Origin of the sequence: Teichococcus globiformis (assembly GCF_042646265.1) — a bacterium.
Classification (GTDB): domain Bacteria; phylum Pseudomonadota; class Alphaproteobacteria; order Acetobacterales; family Acetobacteraceae; genus Pseudoroseomonas; species Pseudoroseomonas globiformis.
Window position 1 is genome coordinate 481262 of the sequence record NZ_JBHRTN010000004.1, and the last position, 20968, is coordinate 502229.

21 protein-coding genes are annotated in these 20968 nt (G+C 69.3%); 11 read left to right on the forward strand and 10 right to left on the reverse strand.

Annotation, left to right across the window (positions count from 1 at the left end; genetic code table 11):
* The first annotated feature begins 2 nt into the window (after positions 1 to 2).
* From ACFOD4_RS04115 to ACFOD4_RS04150, 8 genes are all read left to right on the forward strand, one after another.
* Positions 3 to 1058 (forward strand): ABC transporter ATP-binding protein, encoded by a 1056-nt coding sequence (locus tag ACFOD4_RS04115; RefSeq protein WP_379594614.1) that lies wholly within the window; start codon positions 3 to 5, stop codon positions 1056 to 1058.
* On the forward strand, positions 1055 to 1918 hold the full coding sequence (locus tag ACFOD4_RS04120) for an ABC transporter permease (protein ID WP_379594616.1): 864 nt from the start codon (positions 1055 to 1057) through the stop codon (positions 1916 to 1918). The genes ACFOD4_RS04115 and ACFOD4_RS04120 overlap by 4 nt, the downstream gene beginning before the upstream one ends.
* On the forward strand, positions 1918 to 2721 hold the full coding sequence (locus tag ACFOD4_RS04125; RefSeq protein WP_379594619.1) for an ABC transporter permease: 804 nt from the start codon (positions 1918 to 1920) through the stop codon (positions 2719 to 2721). The genes ACFOD4_RS04120 and ACFOD4_RS04125 overlap by 1 nt, the downstream gene beginning before the upstream one ends.
* A complete protein-coding gene (locus ACFOD4_RS04130; protein WP_379594621.1) occupies positions 2718 to 3836 on the forward strand; it encodes an NAD(P)/FAD-dependent oxidoreductase in 1119 nt (372 codons plus the stop codon). Before ACFOD4_RS04125 ends, ACFOD4_RS04130 begins: the two co-directional genes overlap by 4 nt.
* Positions 3817 to 4128, forward strand: coding sequence for a (2Fe-2S)-binding protein (locus ACFOD4_RS04135; RefSeq protein ID WP_379594623.1), 312 nt, complete (start codon positions 3817 to 3819; stop codon positions 4126 to 4128). The genes ACFOD4_RS04130 and ACFOD4_RS04135 overlap by 20 nt, the downstream gene beginning before the upstream one ends.
* Complete coding sequence (locus ACFOD4_RS04140) at positions 4125 to 5495, forward strand: FAD/NAD(P)-dependent oxidoreductase (RefSeq protein WP_379594625.1); 1371 nt, start codon at positions 4125 to 4127, stop codon at positions 5493 to 5495. The genes ACFOD4_RS04135 and ACFOD4_RS04140 overlap by 4 nt, the downstream gene beginning before the upstream one ends.
* A gap of 81 nt (positions 5496 to 5576) precedes the next feature.
* Positions 5577 to 6206, forward strand: a complete 630-nt coding sequence (locus ACFOD4_RS04145) for a hypothetical protein (RefSeq protein ID WP_379594627.1) — start codon at positions 5577 to 5579, stop codon at positions 6204 to 6206.
* Between the two features lie 228 nt (positions 6207 to 6434).
* Positions 6435 to 7571: an acyltransferase family protein gene (locus ACFOD4_RS04150; RefSeq protein ID WP_379594629.1), complete on the forward strand. Its 1137-nt coding sequence runs from the start codon at positions 6435 to 6437 to the stop codon at positions 7569 to 7571.
* A 68-nt stretch (positions 7572 to 7639) separates the two neighbouring features.
* Here ACFOD4_RS04150 and ACFOD4_RS04155 read toward each other — a convergent pair whose 3' ends face one another.
* The 5 genes from ACFOD4_RS04155 to ACFOD4_RS04175 form a co-directional block, all read right to left on the reverse strand.
* Positions 7640 to 8566 (reverse strand): BKACE family enzyme, encoded by a 927-nt coding sequence (locus ACFOD4_RS04155; RefSeq protein WP_379594631.1) that lies wholly within the window; start codon positions 8564 to 8566, stop codon positions 7640 to 7642.
* A 2-nt stretch (positions 8567 to 8568) separates the two neighbouring features.
* Positions 8569 to 9495: a 3-hydroxyacyl-CoA dehydrogenase gene (locus tag ACFOD4_RS04160; RefSeq protein WP_379594633.1), complete on the reverse strand. Its 927-nt coding sequence runs from the start codon at positions 9493 to 9495 to the stop codon at positions 8569 to 8571.
* Between the two features lie 13 nt (positions 9496 to 9508).
* Positions 9509 to 12016 carry a branched-chain amino acid ABC transporter ATP-binding protein/permease gene (locus ACFOD4_RS04165; RefSeq protein WP_379594635.1) on the reverse strand — a complete coding sequence of 836 codons (2508 nt, stop codon included), beginning with the start codon at positions 12014 to 12016 and terminating at the stop codon, positions 9509 to 9511.
* Between the two features lie 8 nt (positions 12017 to 12024).
* A complete protein-coding gene (locus ACFOD4_RS04170) occupies positions 12025 to 12891 on the reverse strand; it encodes a branched-chain amino acid ABC transporter permease (RefSeq protein ID WP_379594729.1) in 867 nt (288 codons plus the stop codon).
* Positions 12892 to 12957: 66 nt separating this feature from the next.
* Positions 12958 to 14196, reverse strand: coding sequence for an ABC transporter substrate-binding protein (locus tag ACFOD4_RS04175; RefSeq protein ID WP_379594637.1), 1239 nt, complete (start codon positions 14194 to 14196; stop codon positions 12958 to 12960).
* A 104-nt stretch (positions 14197 to 14300) separates the two neighbouring features.
* Between ACFOD4_RS04175 and ACFOD4_RS04180 the strand changes: the two genes are divergently transcribed.
* The gene (locus tag ACFOD4_RS04180; RefSeq protein ID WP_379594639.1) at positions 14301 to 14990 is read left to right on the forward strand and encodes a GntR family transcriptional regulator; all 690 of its coding nucleotides are present in this window, start codon (positions 14301 to 14303) and stop codon (positions 14988 to 14990) included.
* 28 nt (positions 14991 to 15018) lie between these two features.
* Entirely contained in the window at positions 15019 to 15789 is a 771-nt protein-coding gene (locus tag ACFOD4_RS04185) for an SDR family oxidoreductase (RefSeq protein WP_379594641.1), read from the forward strand.
* Between the two features lie 17 nt (positions 15790 to 15806).
* On the opposite strand, the gene ACFOD4_RS04190 is transcribed toward ACFOD4_RS04185, so the two are convergent.
* The 4 genes from ACFOD4_RS04190 to ACFOD4_RS04205 form a co-directional block, all read right to left on the reverse strand.
* Entirely contained in the window at positions 15807 to 16613 is an 807-nt protein-coding gene (locus ACFOD4_RS04190) for a transglutaminase-like domain-containing protein (protein ID WP_379594643.1), read from the reverse strand.
* A gap of 61 nt (positions 16614 to 16674) precedes the next feature.
* On the reverse strand, positions 16675 to 17565 hold the full coding sequence (locus tag ACFOD4_RS04195; protein ID WP_379594645.1) for a transglutaminase family protein: 891 nt from the start codon (positions 17563 to 17565) through the stop codon (positions 16675 to 16677).
* A gap of 80 nt (positions 17566 to 17645) precedes the next feature.
* Positions 17646 to 18137, reverse strand: coding sequence for a GFA family protein (locus tag ACFOD4_RS04200; protein WP_379594647.1), 492 nt, complete (start codon positions 18135 to 18137; stop codon positions 17646 to 17648).
* A gap of 240 nt (positions 18138 to 18377) precedes the next feature.
* A complete protein-coding gene (locus ACFOD4_RS04205; RefSeq protein ID WP_379594649.1) occupies positions 18378 to 19706 on the reverse strand; it encodes an NAD(P)/FAD-dependent oxidoreductase in 1329 nt (442 codons plus the stop codon).
* Positions 19707 to 20012: 306 nt separating this feature from the next.
* Between ACFOD4_RS04205 and ACFOD4_RS04210 the strand changes: the two genes are divergently transcribed.
* On the forward strand, positions 20013 to 20171 hold the full coding sequence (locus ACFOD4_RS04210; protein ID WP_379594651.1) for a preprotein translocase subunit SecE: 159 nt from the start codon (positions 20013 to 20015) through the stop codon (positions 20169 to 20171).
* Between the two features lie 112 nt (positions 20172 to 20283).
* Here the strand turns inward: ACFOD4_RS04210 and ndk are convergent, their stop codons facing one another.
* Complete coding sequence (gene ndk / locus ACFOD4_RS04215; RefSeq protein WP_379594653.1) at positions 20284 to 20706, reverse strand: nucleoside-diphosphate kinase; 423 nt, start codon at positions 20704 to 20706, stop codon at positions 20284 to 20286.
* Between the last annotated feature and the right edge of the window lie 262 nt (positions 20707 to 20968).

The window sequence follows — 20968 nt, forward strand, 5'->3', positions numbered from 1 at the left end:
TCATGCCCGCCGCCGACTTTCTGGTGCTGGACGGCATTGCCAAGCACTACGGCAGCGTCGCGGCGGTGCGGGAGGTTTCGGTGCGGGTGGCCCAGGGCGAGTTCCTGGGCCTGCTCGGCCCTTCCGGCTGCGGCAAGACCACGACGCTGCAGATGATCGCGGGGTTCGAGACGCCGAGCGCGGGCGCGATCCGCCTCGAAGGGCGCGACCTCGCCGCCATTCCGGCCAACCGCCGCAACATCGGCCTGGTCTTCCAGTCCTACGCCCTGTTCCCGCACATGAACGTGGCCGAGAACGTCGCCTTCGGCCTGGAGATGCGAAAGGTCCCGAAGCCCGAGCGGACCGAGCGCGTGAAGCGCGCCCTCGACCTCGTGCATCTTTCGCACCTGGCCGAGCGGTATCCGCGCCAGATGTCCGGCGGCCAGCAGCAGCGCGTGGCCCTGGCCCGCGCCCTGGTGATCGAGCCGCGCCTGCTGCTGCTGGACGAGCCGCTGTCCAACCTCGACGCCAAGCTGCGCGAGGAAATGCAGGTGGAGCTGCGCGAGCTGCAGAAGCGCGTAGGCGTCACCACCATCCTGGTCACGCATGACCAGCAGGAGGCGATGGCGCTGTGCGACCGCGTCGCCGTCATGCAGGCCGGCAACATCGTGCAGATCGACGAGCCCTGGCGCGCCTATGACGCGCCGGCCGACGGCTTCGTGGCCGATTTCCTTGGCCGCTCCAACCGCCTGCCCGCCCGTGCCGGCTCGGGCCGCGCCGAATGCGGCGGCCACAACTTCCCGCTGCCCGACGGCTTCGCCGGCCACACCGGCGACATCGCGCTGACCATCCGCCCCGAGCGGCTGCGCATCCATCCCGAAGGCTCCTCGGGCCTGGCCGGCACGGTGCATTCGCGCGTCTTCCTGGGCGGCTTCTGGCTGGTGCGCGTGGAAACCGCCGTGGGCGACATGATGGTGACGGTGCAGAACACCGGCACGCCCCCCGCCGCCGAAGGCGAGCGCATCGCCCTCGACTGGGATGCCCACAGCCTGCGCCGCATGGACGGAACGCTGTCGTGAGCCGCGCGCGCTTCGCTCCAGCCGCCCTTTCGGCGCCGGCGCTGCTGACGCTGGGCACGGTGCTGCTCATCCCGCTGATCAGCGTCGCGCTGCTCTCCTTCCGTGGCTTCGACTACGACAAGGGCATCCTGCCCATCTGGTCGCTCGCCAACTATGCCGAGCTGGCGGGCGATGCCCTGTTCTACGAGGTGATGGAACGCACCTTCCGCCTCGCCACCATCGTCACCGCCCTTTGCATCCTGATCGGCGTGCCCGAGGCCATCATCATCCACCGCATGGCGCCGCGCTGGCGCGGGCTGATGCTGCTGGTGGTGGTCGGCCCGCTGCTGGTCTCGGTGGTGGTGCGCACCTTCGGCTGGATGGTGCTGCTCGGCACCAACGGGCTGCTCAACCAGGCCATGCTGGCCATCGGCATCCCCGGCGCGCCGTTCCGGCTGATGTACACGGAGCTCGCCATCGTGCTCGGCCTCGTGCACGTCATGGTGCCGCTGGTGGTGCTCGCCGTCTGGGCCAGCCTCGGCCGGCTCGATCCCGCCCTGGCGCGGGCGGCGGAAAGCCTCGGCGCCGGGCGGGTCGCGGTGCTGCGGCGCGTGGTGCTGCCCAACATCATGCCCGGCATCATGGCCGGCGCCCTGATGGTGTTCTGCCTTTCCGCCTCGGCCTTCGCCACGCCGCAGATGCTGGGCGGCCGCCGCCTCAAGGTCGCGTCCAGCATGACCTACACGGAATTCCTCAACACGCTGAACTGGCCGCTCGGCGCCGCCGTCGCGACGCTGCTGCTGCTCGCCATCCTGGCCACCACCCTGCTCTGGACCAGCCTCGTCGAACGCCGTGCCCTGCGCCGGCTGGGGGTGGGCTGATGAATGGACGCAACGGCGCCGGCGCCATCGCCTACCACCTGCTGTTCACCGCCTTCATCCTGGCGCCGCTGGTGGTGGTGATCCTGGTCTCCTTCACCGACAAGGGCTATCTGGCGATGCCCTTCGACGGCGCCTCGCTGCGCTGGTGGACGGCCATCGCCGACAATCCCCGCTTTCTCGACAGCTTCTGGTTCAGCATCAAGCTCGCCCTGACGGCGGCGACCCTGGCCGCGCTGATCGCGGTGCCCGCTGCCCTGGCCATCGTGCGCTTCCGCTTCCCGGGGCGGGAAGGCATGATGGCGCTGCTCGCCTCGCCGCTGATGATCCCGCATGTGGTGCTCGGCGTCGCCCTGCTGCGCTTCTTCTCCGGCCTCGGCATGGTGGGCAGCTTCACGGCGCTGGTGGCCGCGCATCTTGTGGTGGTCGTGCCCTACATGGCCCGCCTGGTGACGGCGGCGCTCACCGGCCTCGACCCGCGCATCGAGCGCGCGGCGGAAAGCCTCGGTGCCGGCAAGTTCACCGTGTTCCGCCGCATCACCCTGCCCATGATCGTGCCCGGCGTCGCCGGTGGCTGGACGCTGGCCTTCATCACCTCCTTCGACGAGCTGACGGTCAGCCTGTTCCTGTCCTCGCCCACCGACACGCCGCTGCCGGTCCGGCTCTTCACCTATATCGACCAGATGACCGACCCGCTGGTGGCCTCCGTTTCGGCGGCGCTGATCGCCGTCACGGCCGTGGTGCTGGTGGTGCTGGATCGCTTCTACCCCATCGACCGGCTTCTGACCGGGGAGCGCCGCGCATGAAGGCCCATCATGACTGCATCGTTATCGGCGGGGGTCTGGTCGGCGCCGCCATTGCGTACGGCCTGCAACGTGGCGGCCTCGCCACCCTGCTGCTGGATGAGGGCGACATCGCCTACCGCGCGTCCCGCGGCAATTTCGGCCTGGTCTGGGTGCAGAGCAAGGGACTCGGCGCGCCGCACTACCAGCGCTGGACGCGCGGCTCAGCCGAGGAATGGCCGAGGCTGGCCGAGGAACTGCGCTCAGCCACCGGCATCGGCACCGGCCTGCACCAGCCCGGCGGGGTGCATATCTGCCTGGGCGAGGAGGAGTTCGAGAAGCGCGGCGAATACATGGCGCGGCTGCAGCGCGAGGCCGGCAACCTCGCCCTCGAATACCGCATGATCCGCGGCGCCGAGGCGCGCGACATGCTGCCCGGCCTCGGTCCCGACGTGGCGGGGGTCAGCTGGACGCCCTATGACGGCCATGCCAGCCCGCTCTACCTGCTGCGTGCCCTGCATGCCGGCTTCACCGGCGCGGGCGGCGCCTATCTGCCCAATGCCGGCGTCACGGAGGCGCAGGCCGCACCGAACGATTTCCGCGTCGAGGCCGCCGGCCAGTCCTTCCGCAGCCCGAAGATCGTGCTGGCGGCGGGCCTCGGCAACGCCGCCCTGGCGCCGCTCTTCGGCCTCGACGCCCCGGTGCGCCCGCAGCGCGGCCAGATCCTGGTGACCGAGCGCGCGCAACAGGTGCTTCCCATGCCCACCACCACCGTCCGGCAGACCGAGGAAGGCTCGCTGATGCTGGGCGACAGCAAGGAGGAGGTCGGCTTCAACCTGGGCCAGACGCCGGACGCCATGAAAACCATCGCCAACCGCGCCGTGCGCTCCTTCCCCTGGATCGCGGATCTCAACATCGTCCGTGCCTGGTCGGCGCTGCGCGTCATGGCGCCCGACGGCCTGCCCATCTACGACCAGTCGGCGCGCTTTCCCGGTGCCTTCACCGCCAACTGCCATTCCGGCGTCACCCTTGCCGGAACCCATGCCAACCGTCTCGCGCCCATGATCGCCGCCGGCGAGCTGGAGCCCGACATGGCACCCTTCAGCGCGAGGCGCTTCGATGTTCGCACAGCGGCCTGATATCCGACCTGCCACCGTGGAGGTCCTCGTGGCCGGCCAGCCCGTCCGAGTGCCGGAAGGCGCCTCCGCCGCCGCCGCCATCCTCACCGCGGGCATCCCCGCCAGCCGGGAAACCCCGGTCACCGGCAGCCCCCGCCTGCCCTACTGCATGATGGGCGTCTGCTTCGACTGCCTGGCCGAGATCGACGGCGTTTCCAACCGGCAGGCCTGCATGGTCACGGTCGCCCCCGGCATGGCCATCGCGCCGCAGCGCGGCGCCCGGCATGGCTACAGAGCGGAGGACGCGGCATGACCCATCTTACCCATTGCGACCTCGCCATCATCGGCGCCGGCCCGGCCGGCATGGCCGCGGCGCTGGAAGCCGCCGCGCTTGGCCTTGCCGTGGCCGTGATCGACGAGCAGCCCGCCCCCGGCGGCCAGATCTTCCGCGCCGTGGAGGCCGCCGCCGCCGACCCGGCCCTGACCGGCGAATACGCCAAGGATGGCGCAGCCCTGGCCCGCCGCTTCCGCGCCATGCCGGGCATCGATTACCGCCCGGCCACCACCCTGTGGCACGCCGACCTCGACAGCGGCACCTTGTCGCTGCGCGGCCCGGCGGGCACCGGAACCCTGGTGGCCTCGCGCCTGCTGCTGGCCACGGGCGCGCAGGAACGACCCGTGCCGATCCCTGGCTGGACCCTGCCCGGCGTGCTGAGCGCCGGCGCCGCGCAGATCCTGCTGAAGCAGGCCGGCGCCGTGCCGCGCGGCCGCACCGTGCTGGCCGGCCAGGGGCCGCTGCTCTGGCTGCTGGCGGTGCAGCTCGCGCGTGCCGGTGCGGCCCCCGCCCTGCTGCTGGAAACCTCGGCGCGCGGGGCACTGACCGCCGCCCTGCCCGGCGCTGCCCTGTGGCAGGGGCGCGCCATGCTGGCGAAGGGCATGGCGATGATGCTGGAAGCGCGCCGCGCCGGCATGAAGGTGGTACGCCACGCCCGCCACCTCCGCGCGCTGGGCGACGGCACGCTGCGCCGCGTCACCTGGGAAGGCGGCGGCGCCGATTGCGACACGCTGCTGCTGCATGAAGGCGTCATTCCATCCACCCACATCACTCGCGCCATGGGGCTGGAGCACGATTGGGACGCGGCGCAGCTCTGCTGGCGCCCGGTGCTCGATCCGTGGGGCGCCACCAGCCACGACCTTGTCGCCGTGGCCGGAGATGGCGGCGGCATCGGCGGCTGGCAGGCGGCGGCCGCGACCGGCGCGCTGGCCGCGCTGGACACGGCGCGGCGGCTCGGCCGCATCGACGCCGCCATGCAGGAACAGCGCGCGGCACCGCACCGCCAGGCACTGCGGGCGGCCCTGGCGCTCCGCCCCTTCCTTGATCGCCTCTACGCCCCCACGCCCGAGATGCTGGCCCCGCCCGAGGACGACACGGTGGTCTGCCGCTGCGAGGAGGTCACGGCTGGCCAAGTGCGGCAGGCGGCCCGCCTCGGCGCCACCGGCCCCAACCAGGCCAAGGCGTATCTCCGCACCGGCATGGGACCCTGCCAGGGCCGCATGTGCGCCACCACCGTGGCCGCGCTGATCGCCGAAACCCGCGGGATGCCGGTGGAGCAGGCCGGCGCGCTGCGCCCGCGCGCGCCCTACAAGCCCATCACCGTGGGTGATCTGGCGACGCTGTGATCCGCGCGCCCCGATGACAACCGGGCGTTTACCGGCGCCGGGCTACAAAGCCCGGCCAACCCCCGCCGGAGCGCGTCCACCATGTCAGCCGCCCTTGAAGATCCCCGCGCGCCGCTCCTGACGGGCGAGATCCGCGACGCCATCCGCGAGGAAATGGCACCGCTGTTCAAGGAACTGCGCGTCTTCGTGGATCGCCGTATCGCCGAGTTGTCCGCCGAGCTCAGCGCCACTTCCGACATGGCCGACATGGCGGAGGAAAACCTGACCCGCAAGCTGAACTCGGTGAACGAGCAGATCGCGCTGCTGGTCGCCATCCCCGCCGCCAGCACACGCAACAGCGGGCTGGAGCTGGAGGCGGTGGTGCAGGCCACCGAAACCGCCGCCAACACCATCATGGAAGCCACCGAGGCCATCCAGGCCTGGATCAGCAGCGGCCAGAAGGACCAGGCTTCGATCGAGGCTCTGTCCGCCCGCGTCAACTCCATCTTCGAGGCCTGCTCCTTCCAGGATGTCACTGGCCAGCGCATCCGCCGCGCCATCCAGCACCTGCAGCAGGTGGAAACCATGCTGGGCCAGATCGTGCCTGGCGTGACACTGGAGGCACAGGCGCCGCAAGTGGCGGTGTCGACACAGATGCGCACCGTGGATGCCGACGCCCAGGCCACGCCCGACCTGTCGCAGGAGGAAATCGATCGTCTGCTGAATGGCTGAGCGCCCGGCGGGGCGGCACCGCTTGCGCTTGACGCGCAGGGTGAAGCAGTCGCCTCACCTCTCCGGCGAAACAAACCGCTCAAGCAATGACATTGCCGTTACGTTCCCTAAACGTCATTCCGTATCACGCGTTGAGACTTGTACCGATCTCCAGGACGAAATCGCGCTCCATCCACCCGCACCTTGGCGGGCACGGAAAGGCAGGGCGCCATCCTGGGAGATCCTACCTTGCTGTCCTCGCCACCTGCATCGTCCCGCCCCGCGCAGGACATTCCGGCCCTGACCGGCGCCCGCGGTCCGGCCGCGCTGGCGGTGGTCGCCTACCACCTGCCGATGGACGCCACCTTGCCCGCCACCGCCAACTGGTTCGGGCTGGAAGCGCTGTTTGCCCGCGGCCATCTGGGCGTCGAGTTTTTCTTTATCCTCAGCGGCTTCATCATCCACCACGTTTATCGCGAGGTCTTCGCCACCGGCCTCAGCGGAGCTGAATACCGCCGCTTCATCCTCTACCGCTTCGCACGCATCTGGCCGTTGCACATGGTGACGATGGCGGGCGCCCTCGGCCTCTACGCCGCCGCCATCCTGCTGTTCAACCGCGTGCCGCAGGATGCCGGCTCCTACGCGCCGCTCAGCATCCTCGCCAACATGCTGATGGTGCAGTCCTGGTTCGGGCTCGGCTCGCCCAACGTTCCCGCCTGGTCCATCTCGGCGGAATGGGCGGCCTATCTGGCCTTTCCCCTGCTCTGTGCCGCGCTGATGCGCCTGCCTCTCATGGGCTGGCTGGCGATCGGCATCGCAGCGTGGCTGGCCACGGGCACCGATCTCGTCACCCACCCGCTCGGGCGCATCGCCGCCTGCTTCCTGCTCGGCATGGCATTGCGCGAATGCGAGGGACGGCTGCAGCTGGCGCGGCATCTCAGCCGCTGGACCGGGCTGTTGGTCACGGGGTCGCTGCTCGCGGCCGGGTGGTTCCTGCCGGGCACGGCGCTGCTTCCCTGCACGCTCGGCTTCGCCGCTCTGATCCTCGCCCTGACCCGGGAGGAAGACCTGCTGGCCCGCTTCGCCGCCCGCCGCTTCATGGTTTACCTGGGAGAGATCAGCTTCGCCCTCTACATGTGCCACGCGGTGGTGTGGTCGGGCTTCAAGAACCTGCTGCGCATCGCGGCGCCAGGGCTTGATCCCGCCGGGCATGCGCCGGTCCTGATCGGCGTGGTGCTGTCGCTGCTGGCCGCCGCCGTGCTGTACCACCTGGTGGAAATGCCCGGGCGCACCTGGCTGCGCCGCCTGGCGCGCCGCAACCCGGCCCTTCGTCATGGCACGGACAGCGTGCCTGCCTGGAACCGTGGCCGCGCCACCGGTATCTAAAACGAAAGGGACGTGGCCCGCCGGAGCGGCAGGGCAAGAGGGGGCGACGCCCCCTCGATGCCGTGCCCTCAGAACCCGACCTGATCGCCGCCCTTCAGCGACAGCATCTCCCGCGCCTCGTCCGGGGTGGCGATCTCCAGCCCCAGCCCCTCGATGATCTGCCGCACCAGCCGCACCTGCTCGGCATTGCTCTGCGCGAACCTGCCTGGCCCGGCCCACAGGCTGTCCTCCAGCCCGACGCGCACATTGCCACCCATGGCTGCGGCCATGGCCGCGATCGGCAGCTGGTTCCGCCCGGCGCCGAGCACCGACCACTGGTACTGGTCGCCGAACAGGCGGTCGGCCGTGCGCTTCATGTGCAGCACATCGTCGGGATGGGCGCCGATGCCGCCCTGCAGCCCGAACACGGTCTGGATGAACAGCGGCGCCTTCACGATGCCCTGGTCGAGGAAATACTTCAGGTTATAAAGATGCGCGGTGTCGTAGCACTCGAACTCGAAGCGCGTATTGTTCTCTGCGCAGGTCGTCAGGATGTACTCGATGTCCGCGAAGCTGTTGCGGAAGATGATGCCCTTGTCGGACAGGTAGTCCTTCTCCCACTGGTGCTTGAAGTCCTTGAACCGGTTCAGCATGCCGAACAGGCCGAAATTCATGCTGCCCATGTTGAGGCTGGCCACTTCCGGCTTGTGCGTCGCCGCTGGCCGCACGCGCTCCTCGATGGTCATGGTCGGTGCGCCGCCGGTGGTGATGTTCACCACGCAGTTGCTGCGCTGCTTGATCACCTGCAGGAACGGGGCGAAGCCTTCAGGCGTCTGGTCCGGCCGCCCGTCCTCGGGGTTGCGCGCGTGCAGGTGCACGATGGCCGCGCCCGCCTCGGCGGCGCCGATGGCGGCATCGGCGATCTCGGCGGCCGTGACCGGCAGGTGCGGCGACATGCTCGGGGTGTGGATCGCCCCCGTCACCGCGCAGCTGATGATGACCTTGCGCTTCGCCATGCTCAGAACTCCTTCTGTTTCGCCTTGTGCGCCCGCAGCGCCGCCAGCATTCCGTCGCGCCAGCGCATCTTCGCCGCCGGGTCGGGCGCGGCCGGCCAGTGCGCCATGATCCGCGCCACCGCCGCCTCGTCATAGACGCTGGCCGGCGCCGGGTCGTTGGCCAGCCGCTTGTAGAAACCGGTGTAGCGGGCGCAGTAATCCGGGATGCCGCCGGGCGCGTTCAGCTCGATCGTCTCGAACGGGCCCATGAAGCTCCAGCGCAGCCCGAGCCCGTCCTTTACCGTGTGGTCCAGGTCCTCGGGCGTGACATAGCCTTCACTCACCAGCCGGAACGCCTCGGCCAGCAAGGCGCCCTGCAGCCGGTTCAGCACGAAGCCATCAATCTCCTTCAGCACCGCGACGGGCACCTGCCCGATCCCGGCATAGATCTCCCGCGCCCGGGCGATCACCTCGGGCGCCGTCCACGGCGCACCGGACAGCTCCACCAGCGGGATCAGGTGCGGCGGGTTCACCGGATGCGCCACCAGGCAGCGGGCCCGCCCCGCCAGCCTCTGCGTGAAGGCGGAGGTGCGGATGGCCGAGGAGGAGGAGGCGAGGATGCAGTCCGGCGCCGCGAGCTGGTCCAGCGCGGCAAACAGCGCGATCTTCACTTCCAGCCGCTCCGGCCCGTTCTCCTGCACCAGCGCCGCCCCCGCCACCGCCTCGGCCAGCCCCGGCGCGGCCCGGATGCGCGCGGCGGCCGCTTCCGGCTCGTCGCACAGCCCCTGCGCCGCCAGGTCGCGCAGCCCGGTGGCGCACAGCCCCACCGCCTGCTCCGCGACGCCGGGCGCCGCGTCCTGCAGGGCCACCTGCCAGCCGGCGCGGGCGAAGATCATCGCCCAGGCCCGGCCGATCAACCCGCTGCCGATGATGCCGACCTTGTCGCTCATGCCCCTTTCTCCCTCACAGCCACAGCACCTTGCGCCGTAGCTCCAGATCCTCCCGCAGCAGGCGGCTCTCGCCCGTCCAGGTCACCGCGCCGCGCTCCAGCGCCACGGTGCTGTCCGACAGCGCCAGCGCCAGGTCGAGGTTGTGGTCCACGATGATGATGGAGATGTCCCGGCGCAACTTGTCGAAGGCCTCGAACAGCTCCTCCGTCACGGCCGGCGAAAGCCCCTCGAACGGCTCGTCCAGCAGCAGCAACCGCGTATCGCCCGACAGCGCCCGCGCCACCGCCACCATCTGCTGCTCGCCGCCCGACAGCGCGTCGGCAGGCGTGCGCCAGCGCTGCTTCAGGCGCGGGAACACCTCCAGCACCTTCTCTTCCTCCCAGTGACTGCCGGCACCGGTGCGTCGCTTGAGCCGCCCGAGCATCAGGTTCTCGGCGACGCTCATCCCGGCAAACAGGCCGCGGCCCTGCGGCACGAAGCCGACGCCCCGCTGCGCGATGCGGTCGGATGGCAGCCCCGCCACCTCCTCTCCTGCCAGCATCATGCTGCCCGAGGCCGGCCGCGTGATGCCCATGATGCTCTTCAGCAGGGTGGACTTGCCGGCGCCGTTACGGCCCAGCAGCGCCAGGATCTCGCCCTGCTTCAACTGCATGGTCACCCCCTGCAGGATGTGGCTCTTGCCGTAGAAGGTGTTGATGCCGTCCAGCCGCAGCAGCTCCTTCTCCACGACGGCGGATGCCCGCGGCTTCGCCGCGATGGCCGCATTGCCCGAGCCCAGGTAGACCGCCTGCACCCGCGCATCCGATCGCGCATCCTCCACCGTGCCGTCCACCAGCACCTCGCCATCGTTCATCACGGTGACATGGTCGGCCAGCGCGAAGACGCGGTCGATGTCGTGCTCCACCAGCAGCACCGGGATGTCGGACGAAACCCGCTTGATCAGTTCGCCGACACGTGCCCGCTCGGCGGTGGCGAGTCCGGCCAGCGGCTCGTCCAGCAGCAGGATGCGCGGGCGGGTCGCCACGGCCACCGCCATGTCCACCAGCCGCTGCCCGCCATAGGACAGCGCGCCGGCCTCCGCGCGCTCGATCCCGCCGAGGCCCATCCAGCGCAGCAGCACCTGCGTGTCCTCCGCCATGTCGGGGTAGCTCTGTGCTCCCCGCCACAGCCCGAACCGGGCCGGATGCCGCGCCTGCACGGCCAGCCGCAGGTTCTCGGCGATGGAAAGGCCGGGGAAGAGGTTGGTGATCTGGAAGCTGCGCCCGATCCCTGCCCGCGTGATGCGCTCCGGCGAGAAGCCGGTCACATCGGCACCATCCAGCATGACCCGCCCGCCATCCGGCGGGAACATGCCCGACAGCAGGTTGAAGGCCGATGTCTTGCCGGCGCCGTTCGGCCCGATCAGCGCATGCAGCCTGCGGTCGGCCACGGCGAAATCCGCCCGCTTCACCGCCTGGATGCGTCCGAAGCTCTTCTTCAGCCCGTCCGCCACCAGCACCGGCCCTTGCGCCGTGCCCGGCCGGACGAAGCGCGGCGGCACCGGCTCCGGCGCCACGGCCTTGCGGGCCGACATGGCCGCATCCTCCGTCGCCACCTTGCGGAACGGCGCGAGCAGCCGCTTGCCCACGCCGACCAGGCCGTCCGGCGAGAACACGATGAAGCCGACGAAGAGCAGGCCGAAGACCAGCAGCCAGTTGGCCGTGTACATCGACAGGAATTCGCGGAACAGGATGTAGAACAGCGCGCCGAGGGCCGGCCCGAGGAAGGATCGCATCCCGCCGATCACCACCATCGCCAGCAGTTCGCCCGAAAAGGCGATGGCCATCGGCTCGGCCGAGGCGAAGCGGTGGTTGTAGGCGGACAGCACGCCGGCCAGGGCGGTGACGCCGGCCGAAAGCACATAGGCCATCAACTTGTAGCGGTTGGTGCTGTAGCCGATGAAGCGCGCCCGCTGCTCGTTCTCGCGGATCGCCACCAGCACGGTTCCGGCCGGCGAGCCGTGGAATTTCCACAACGCCACCAGCACGCCGAAGCCGATCGCCGCGGCAAGGATGTAGTAGCTCTGCGCCTGGCCCAGGAACTCGTAGCGGGTGATGCCGCCGAAGCCGTTCTCGCCGCCGGTCAGCGCCGTCCAGCGATAGGCGATGGTGAACAGCATGGCGGTCAGCGCCAGGGTCAGCAGCGAGAAGTACACGCCCCGCCGCCGGAGGATCAGCGAGCCCGCCAGCGTCGCCAGCACCGTCACCACCAGAAGCGCGCCGATCGCGGGCAGCACCATGTCGCCTGGAAACAGGTGGCGCTGGATGATGCCGGTGGCATAGGCGCCGATGCCGAACCAGGCGCCGTGCCCAAAGGAAACGAGGCCGGTATGTCCGACCAGGATGTTCAGCCCCATCACCGCGATGGCGTAGATCACCACGTCGGTGGCCGAGAGCATGGTGAGCCCCAGCGCGGGCAGGATGAAGGGCAGGATGACCAGCGCGGCGAGCGCGATCAGAAGCGGCTTGAAATCGCGTTCCATGATGTCGCTCACTCAAACTTCACGATGCGTTCGCCGAACAGCCCGCGCGGCCTGAGCAGCAGCACCAGCAGCATCAGCATGTAGACGGAGGCCTCGGTGGCCGGCGGGAAGTAGAAGGCGGCGATGCCGCGCACCACCCCCACGATCAACGCCGCGACCACCACGCCCCAGAACGAGCCCAGCCCGCCGATCACCACAACCACGAAGGCGAAGGTCAGGATCTCGGCCCCCATTGCCGGGTGCACCCCCGTCACCGGTGCCAGCATCACGCCCGCCAGCGCGGCAAGCCCGACGGCGATGGCCACCACCGCCGACATGTAGGGCCTGAGCGAGATGCCCAGCGCGCCCACCATGTCGGGGTTCTGCACGCCGGCGCGCACCACGCGGCCGAAATGCGTCCGCTGCAGCAGAAACCACAGCCCGGCGACGCAGAGCACCGCCACGCACAGGATCATCAGCCGGTATTGCGAGAAGATGAACTCGCCCAGGATCAGCTGGCCGCGAAACATGTCGGGGATGGCGAAGGGCAAGGGCGGTGCGCCGAACACCATGCGCAGCGACTGCTCGGCCACCATGGCGAGGCCGAAGGTCAGCAGCAGCGACAGGATGGGGTCAGCCCGGTAGAAGCGCCGCAGCAGGAAGCGCTCGATCAGCAGGCCCAGGACCGCGACCAGCACCGGCGCCGCGACAAAGGCGCCGCCGAAACCGATATGCGGCGCCAGCGCCACGGCCAGATAGGCGCCGATAGCATAGAAGGCGCCATGCGCCAGGTTCACGATGCCGCCCAGGCTGAAGATCAGCGACAGCCCCAGCGCGATCAACAGGTAATAGGCGCCGATCAGCAGGCCATTCAGGACCTGCTCCAGCAGAAACACGATTTCCAATTCCGGCACTCCTCCGGCGCGGCGGGATGCGGGCCGGTTCGTCCGGCCCGCACGCGGTCATGACGGGAAGGTGCAGCTCGCCTCCTCGGGCGTGGAGGCGATGGCCTCCAGCGGCTCCTCCGACCCCGGAATGCCAGGCGAGGAGGTGAAGATGTCGAACCGGTCTTTCTGCTGCGCCGGCGGCAAGGCGGTGATCGCGTACATCTCCGTCATGATCTGGTGGTCGCTGGCGCGGAAATAGCTCTCGCGGTCCTTCAGCACGTTGAACTTGGCGCCCTTCTCCAGGTGCTGCATCACCTGCACGGCATCGACGCTCTTCACCTCGTTCATCGACTGCGCGATGATCTTCACGGCATTGTAGTCGCCCCAGGCCTGGTTCTCCGGCGGCCGTCCGAAGCGGCCGCGGAAATCGGCGGTGAACTTCTTGGCCGCCGCGTTCTCCAGCCGGTGATGCCACATGGTCGGCCAGGTGCCGAGGAAGTTGCCCGACCCCGCACCCCAGGCCAGTGCCGTGTCGAAGCCGAAGCCGGCGACGGGGAAGCGGAGCCCGTACTCGGTGTACTGCTTCAGGAAGTTGGTGATCTGCGCGCCCGCCAGATTGGCCACCACAACATCCGGCCTCGCCTGCCGCAGCTTCAGCAGGAAGGGGGAGAAATCGGTCAGGTCGGTCGGGATCAGGTCCTCGTTGCCGACCGTGCCCTCGTTCTGCGCGATGAACCGCTTGGCGACGTGCAGCAGGTCATGGCCGAAGGCGTAGTCAGCCGTCAGGGCGTAGGCACGCTTGCCCTTGATCAGCCCCTGCTGCACCAGTGCGCGGCCGACCGCCTTCACGTACATCGAGTTCTGGCCCTCGATGTGGAACATCATGCGGCGGCAATCGCTGCCGCGCAGCGCATCGGAATTGGCACCGGTGTTGATGAACAGCGCACGCTCGCGCTGCACGACCTGGCCGATCGCCAGCGCCGAGGCCGAATTGATCTCGCCCACGATGCAGGCGACCTTGTCGCGCTGGATGTAGCGCTCGGCTTTGGCCGAGGCGGTCTGCGGGTTGACGCTGTCCTCGAACAGCATCTCCAGCTTGCGTCCCTGAATGCCGCCGGCCGCGTTCACCTCGTCGGCGGCCAGCTGCGCCGCCTGCACGGCGAACTCGCCCAGCGGCCCGAGGAACCCGGTGCGCGGCGTCAGGTGCCCGATGCGCAGCGCGTCGGACTGGCCGTAGGAGATGGCTGGCGCAGCCAGCAGGGCGGCGGCGCCCAGCAGGCCAGCCCGCCGCGTGATGCGCGGAAGATCGGTCATTCCTGTTTGTTCCTTCCCTCGGCCGGGCCTGATTTTGCCCTTGCCGTGATCTGTGATCACAGTCAGGCTTGCGCAATCGTCCGGAATTGTCCAGAGCCGATTGCGTGAACCACGCCATCACCACTCTTCCGCAGCTGCAACGCCGCACCCTTGCCGAAGCGGCCTATGCGCATCTGCGCGAACTGCTCGTCTCCGGGCGCGTCGCACCGGGGGAGAAGCTGTCGCTGCGCGACTTGTCCGAGGCACTTGGCGTTTCGGTCATGCCGGTGCGCGAGGCCGTCTCCCGCCTGATCGCCGACCACGCACTGGAGGTGGCACCCAACCGCGCGGTGCGCGTCCCCCTGCTCACCCGCGCCCAGTTCCAGGAGCTGGCGGTGACGCGCGGCGGCATTGAGGGCTGGGCGGCATCGCTGGCCGCCACCCGCCGCAGCGCCGCGCAGCTCAACCGCATCGACGCTGCCGAGCAGGCCATGCGGGCGGCTCGGCCGGATCCGGATCTCGGCGTCGCCGTGGCGCTGAACCGCGACTTCCATTTCGCCATCTACGCCGCCGCCGGACTGCCCACCTTGCTGGAGGTGATTGGCGGGCTGTGGCTGAAGGCCGGTCCGGTGATCAACCTCGACCTGCGACACAGCAACGACCGGCTCTCCGCAGGCCACGCGCTGCGCTGCCATGCCGCGGCTCTGCGCGCTATCCGCGCCGGCGATGCCGATGCGGCGCGCGACGCGATCGCCGAGGACATCGCCAGCGCCGCCGAGTTCATTATCGAGAAGGGTGGGCTGCCGGAAGGCTAAGCCGCGCCACACAGGAGGAAGCACCGCAATGGACCTGCAACTTCAGCATGCCCGTGTTCTCGTCACCGCCGGCGCCGCCGGCATCGGCCGCGCGGTGGCGGAAGCCTTCGCCGCTGAAGGCGCCCGCGTCTTCACCTGCGACGTGGACGAGGCCGGGCTCGCCACCCTGCCCGCCGACATCGGCCGCACCCGCTGCGATGTTGCCGACCGCGCCGACGTCGCCCGGATGTTCGACGCCGCGCTCCGCCATCTCGGCGGCGGGCTTGACGTTCTGGTGAACAATGCCGGCATCGCCGGCCCGACCGGCCGGGTCGAGGAAATCGCCCCCGAGGATTGGGATCGCTGCCTCGACGTCTGCCTGTCCAGCCAGTTCAACTGCGCGCGCCACGCCATCCCACATCTGCGGAATTCGTCCAACCCCAGCATCACCAACCTGTCCTCGGCGGCGGGCAAGCATGGCTTCGCGCTGCGCGCGCCCTATGCCGCGGCGAAATGGGGCGTGATCGGTTTCACCAAGTCGCTGGCGATCGAGCTGGGCGACGACAACATCCGCGTCAACGCCATCCTGCCCGGCCTGGTCGCCGGCGATCGCCAGCGCCGCGTGCTGGAGGCCAAGGCGCAGCAGCGCGGCGTCGCCTTCGCCGAGATGGAGCGCCTGGCCTTTTCATTCACCTCGATCAAGGACTACGTGACGCCGCAGCAGCTGGCGGACCAGATCCTGTTCCTCGCCTCGCCACGGGGCCGCACCATCTCCGGCCAGGCCATCAGCGTCGACGGCGACACGCGTATGCTGTCCTGAACGGGCGCCGCGCGCCCTCAGTGAACCTCGTCGGTTATCACATCGAACCGCGCCAGCGTTGCCGGGCCGAATTGCGTTGAAAGAGCGACATCCGTCGCATCACGCCCCGTTCCCATCAGGATGCGGCCGATGCGCGGCGTGTTGTGTCGCGCGTCGAAGGTATGCCAGTGCCCGCCAAGATACACCTGGAACCAGGCGGAGAAATCCATCGGGTAGGGCACCTGCGGCACACCGATATCGCCCAGATAGCCGGTGCAGTACCGCGCCGGAATGTTCAGGCAGCGGCACAGGGTGATCGCCAGATGGGCGAAGTCCCGGCATACGCCCACGCGTTGCTGGAACCCGTCATGCGCCGTGCGCGTCGCATCCGCCAACTGGTAGTCGAAGCGGATGTGATTGTGCACGAAGTCGCATACCGCCTGCACCCGTGCCCATCCCGTCGGCGTCTGCCCGAACTGCGCCCAGGCAAAGTCGGCGAGCCGGTCGGTGTCGCAGTAACGGCTGCCGAGCAGGTACACCAGCACATCGTCCGGCAGGTCCTGCACCTCGTGTTGTGCGGCGTTCCAGTTGACCGCGTCCGGCTGCCCGTGGTCGTAGATGTCGAAGCTGGTCGAGATGGTGAGCAGGCCGGGCGGCGCGACGATCCGCGTGCAATCATTGCCGAAGCCGTCACGGTAATCCAAGACGGTCACCGGCTTGTCGAAATGCAGGCGCTGCGGCGTCAGCAGGTCGGCGCGGCGGCTGGGATGAAGGTTCAGCAGCAAAAGCATCGGCACCGGTTGCGGGCATTGATAGGCGATGGCGAAGCCGGCACGGATCTTCATCCTCACTCCGTCAATGTCTGTGAACGCTCTCGGGATCAACGGCGTCAACGCCGCCCCGGAGCTACGGTTGCGGCCCGGTTCCGGCGGTGGTCACGTTCACCTGCACCTCCATGCCCAGGGAGTCGGCGGCCAGCCCGTGATAGCTTCCGGCCAGCGGCACCGCCTGCTCCGGCATCCGCGCCACAGCCACGCGAATCAGATCCCGGTTACCGACAATGCCGTTGGTGGGATCGAACTCCACCCACCCCGCCCCTGGCAGGTAGACCTGGCACCAGGCATGGGTGGAGCCGCCGCCCAGCACGGCGGAGCCGTCGCGTTCCGGCACGTAGATGTAGCCGCTGACGAAGCGCGCGGCGAAGCCCAGCGCCCGCACCGCCTCCATCATGAACAGCGCGAAGTCCCGGCAGGTGCCGCGCCGCGTCCGCAGCGTGGTCAGCGGGGGCTGAGTGCCCATCTCGGCCCGGCGGCCGTAGGTGAAGCTTTCCCGGATGGCGTAGCACAACGTCATCAGCAGGCGCCCCGTCTCCGTTCGCCGTCCGGGCGGGGCGAACTGCCTGGCCCAGCGGCCCACCTCATCCGCGGGGTCGGGGTGATGTCGCTCGATGCACTGGGCGAGATCCGGCATATCGTCCGGCGCATAGATCACCGGGTAATGCAGCGCCGCCTCGTCAGTGCGGAACTCCGGGCCCGAGAAAGGCGCGTGCTCCAGTTGGATGCGGGTCTCGAAGCGGAGACGCTCCGCCATCCCCGCGAAGCGCAGCAGCACCACCGAGTTGCCAAACACGTCATGCATCCAGCGCGTTCCCACCGGCTCCGGCTCGACCTGCAGGCTGGCCTCGATCAGGCGCTGGTCATGGCTGTCGCGCGGGCGAAACATCAGCCGGTGCTCGCCGAAGCCGACCGGGCGGGCATAACGGTATTCGGTCAGGTGGCGAACCGAGAACACAGGCATGGTCCGGTGGCTGTCCCCCTGCGGCGCACAAGGCCACCAGCATAGTGCTTCGCCGCCGCCATCGCGAGCATCCGCGGCCTTCACTCGAGCCACAGCCCGCGCTGACGGTGCCATTGCTCGATCGACTCCTCGGGATAGCCGTCGAAGCACGCATCCTCAGGCCCGATCTGCGGCTCCACCCAGGCAGCCTTGTCGCGCAGGAGCAGATGCACGCGGGAAGGCGGGGCCGGCAGTTCGGTGTCGATGCCGGAAGCAAAGGGATGCACCAGCTCCGGCCAGGACGGATCGGACATCCACAGCGCGGAGGCGCACCCAGCGCAGAAATGACGGGCTCCGCTGCTCACCTCGCAATGCGCGCCATTCTCGTCGCAGATTTCGGCATGGTAGATGGCAGGCTTGCCTTGCACCTTCAGCGTCTTCGCCACGCCCATGATGTTGATGGCATAGCCGCCGCCGCCCGCCGTCTTCCGGCAGATGGAGCAATAGCAGCGCTGGTAGGGATAGGGGGTGTGGCTTTCCACCGAGAAGCGGACTGCGCCGCAGCGGCAGGAACCGTGAAGCGTCATCGGCATGGGGGTTGCCTTTCGTCGGTACGTGGCGCCGGGTGGCCGTGCGGGAGGTTCACCCGATCTGCTGGCGAACGTGCCCCGCCCGTCATCGTTGCCAGAGCCAAACCTCAACCCTTAGGCGAATTTATGCACTGACCAAGCCACTGATCCTCAAGACTTTCCTGCTATTATCCACATGGTTGTTCACGGATTCTTGAGTTGCACCCGGATCCTGTGCCGCGTGGTTGCCGCGACTCGTTGTCGCTACATTGGTCCTGGCGGCAGGGGGGAGCCGTCATGCAGCCGCTTGAAGCGGAAGGGATGGGGATCGACCACCGGCGCATCGCCGGCCATCAGGTCTGCCGCGAGCCGCCCTGCCCCCGGCCCGATTCCGAAGCCGTGCCCGCTGTACCCGGTGGACAGAAAGAAGCCCGGCAGTTTTTCCACGGCCGAGATGACGGGGATGGCGTCCGGCGTGTTGTCGATCCACCCTCCCCAGGCATGCGAGACCTGTACCCCGGCAAGTTGCGGATGCGCAGCGCGCAGGGCCGTCAGCGCTTCCCGCACCACCGCGCCGTCCGCGCCGGGGTCCAGCACGCGCGTGCGCTCATAGGGCGTGGTGCCGTCCTTGCCCCATCCGCCCAGCGCCTCGGGCCCGCGCAGAAAGGAATCGCTCACCCGGATGCTGACGCCGCCCGCGGCCCGCTTGCGGTAGATCGGCCAGAACCGCCTGGCGTAACGCAGCCCCTGCGGGGTGAGCTCCAGCCGACCGCGTCCACGAATCGCCACCGTGTACCCGCCATCCAGGCGCCGGCGGATCACGTAGCTCGGCGTGGACAGGCCGCCGGCGATCACCTCCGGCGCCGGTCCGGTGGCGAACACGGTGGAGCGCACACCGGCCTGCGGCAGGTCGATCCCCAGCTGCCGGCAGAACAGCGAGGACCACGCCCCAGCTGCGCACAGCACGCTGCCCGTGGCGATCCGCCCCTTCTCCGTCACCACCGCGGAAACCCGCCCGCCGGTGGTTTCCAGCCCCCGGACCGCGCAGCCCTGATGAATGGTGACGCCCAGCCGCCGCGCCGCCTCGGCCAGCACCGGCGCCGCCTTTGAGGGCTCGGCCTTGCCATCGGTGGGTGAATGCACCCCGCCCAGCCAACGCTGTCTGAAGCCCGGCGTCATCGCCTGCGCCTCCGCCGCGCTCAGCATGCGGCTGTGCACCTGGTAGCCGCGTGCCAGATCGATCCACCGCTCCCACTCGTCGAGGTCGCTCTGCTTGTCCGTCACATAGAGCAGCCCGGTGCGGCGAAATCCCAGATCGGCACCGGTTTCTTCCGCCAGCCTGCCCCAGAGCTCCAGGCTGTATCGGATCAGCGGCAATTCCCGCTCGTCTCGGTTCTGCTGCCGGCACCAGCCCCAGTTGCGGCTGGACTGCTCTCCAGCGATGTGCCCCTTTTCCACCAGCGCCACGGAATGCCCCTTGCGCGCCAGGTGATACGCCGCGGCGACGCCGGCAATGCCGCCGCCGATCACCACCGCATCTGCGCTGGCGGGGAGCGCCTCGTTGCTGGGGATGCGCTCGACCGGTGGCGACATGGACGCGTTTCTCTCCCTGGGCGACGTTCTGGGCAGGCCGCGCGTGGCGGCGGCGGCAGACCGGGACCTCGCGCGGGCGGCACCCTGTTCTGGCGCCGCGCTGAACGGATCCCTGGTGTATCCGACCTCCCGCCAGGCGCGCCTCAGCGCGTCATGGCGCTGCCGACCCTGATTCGGCCGACAGCCACGGCAACGGTAGGAGGGGTGCCGAAAGCCTGTCAACGGCGCCTCCACCACCTCGCCCCTTGCCCCGCCGCCGCCACCTCTTCAAACTCCGGCGCAACATCGCCACCGCAGAGGAAACCCATGGCCGAGGCACCACAGCAGATCGATTTCGTCGAGGTGAAGTCGGACGATATCCTGGCCGAGCGCACCGGCGGCTGGGATGCCTTCATCCTGGCCAGCAAATGGGGCATCGGCGCCATCATCGTGCTCTTGCTGGTGATCTACCTGATCTGGGGGTAGGCACCGGGCACGGCGCGCCCGTCCGGAAAACGGGCGCATTAAAAAAGGCGGCTCCCGCAGCATGCGGGGCCGCCTTTTTCTTTGCCCGGGGAGGTTTACCCGGGTTGCGGCCTCAGCCGACGATCTCGGTGCCGGCGAAGAAGAAGGACACCTCGCGCGCCGCAGCCTCGGCGCCGTCCGAGCCATGCACCGAGTTCGCCTCGATGCTCTCGGCGAATTCCTTGCGGATGGTGCCCTCGGCGGCGTTGGCCGGGTTGGTGGCGCCCATGATCTCGCGGTTGGCGGCGATCGCGTTCTCGCCTTCCAGCACCTGCACAACCACCGGGCCCGAGGTCATGAAGGACACCAGGTCGTTGTAGAACGGGCGCGCCTTGTGCTCGGCGTAGAAGGCGCCGGCCTGAGCCTGCGAGAGCTGGACGCGCTTCTGCGCCACGATGCGCAGGCCCTTCTCCTCGAACTTGGCGTTGATCTTGCCGGTGAGGTTGCGGCGGGTGGCATCCGGCTTGATGATCGACAGGGTGCGCTCGACGGCCATGGGGGCTTCCTTCGCGGTATGGCTGAGGTAACGCCCGGGCGGGCGCGGCTCGGCTGGTTCCCGCGCCGGATAGGCGGGGACGCGCCCGGACGCAAGAGGCCACGCAAGGAGGCACAAGGATGACACCCGGCGCCATCGTCCCCCGGCCCCGGGGATGGGTGCGCAACCCCAAGGCTCCTGGCGGCTTCTTTCCGCATCGAAAGCGCGGCCTTGGCCGACTACTCGGCCCCGCCATCCGGCGCGGCACCACCAGCGGAGTGCC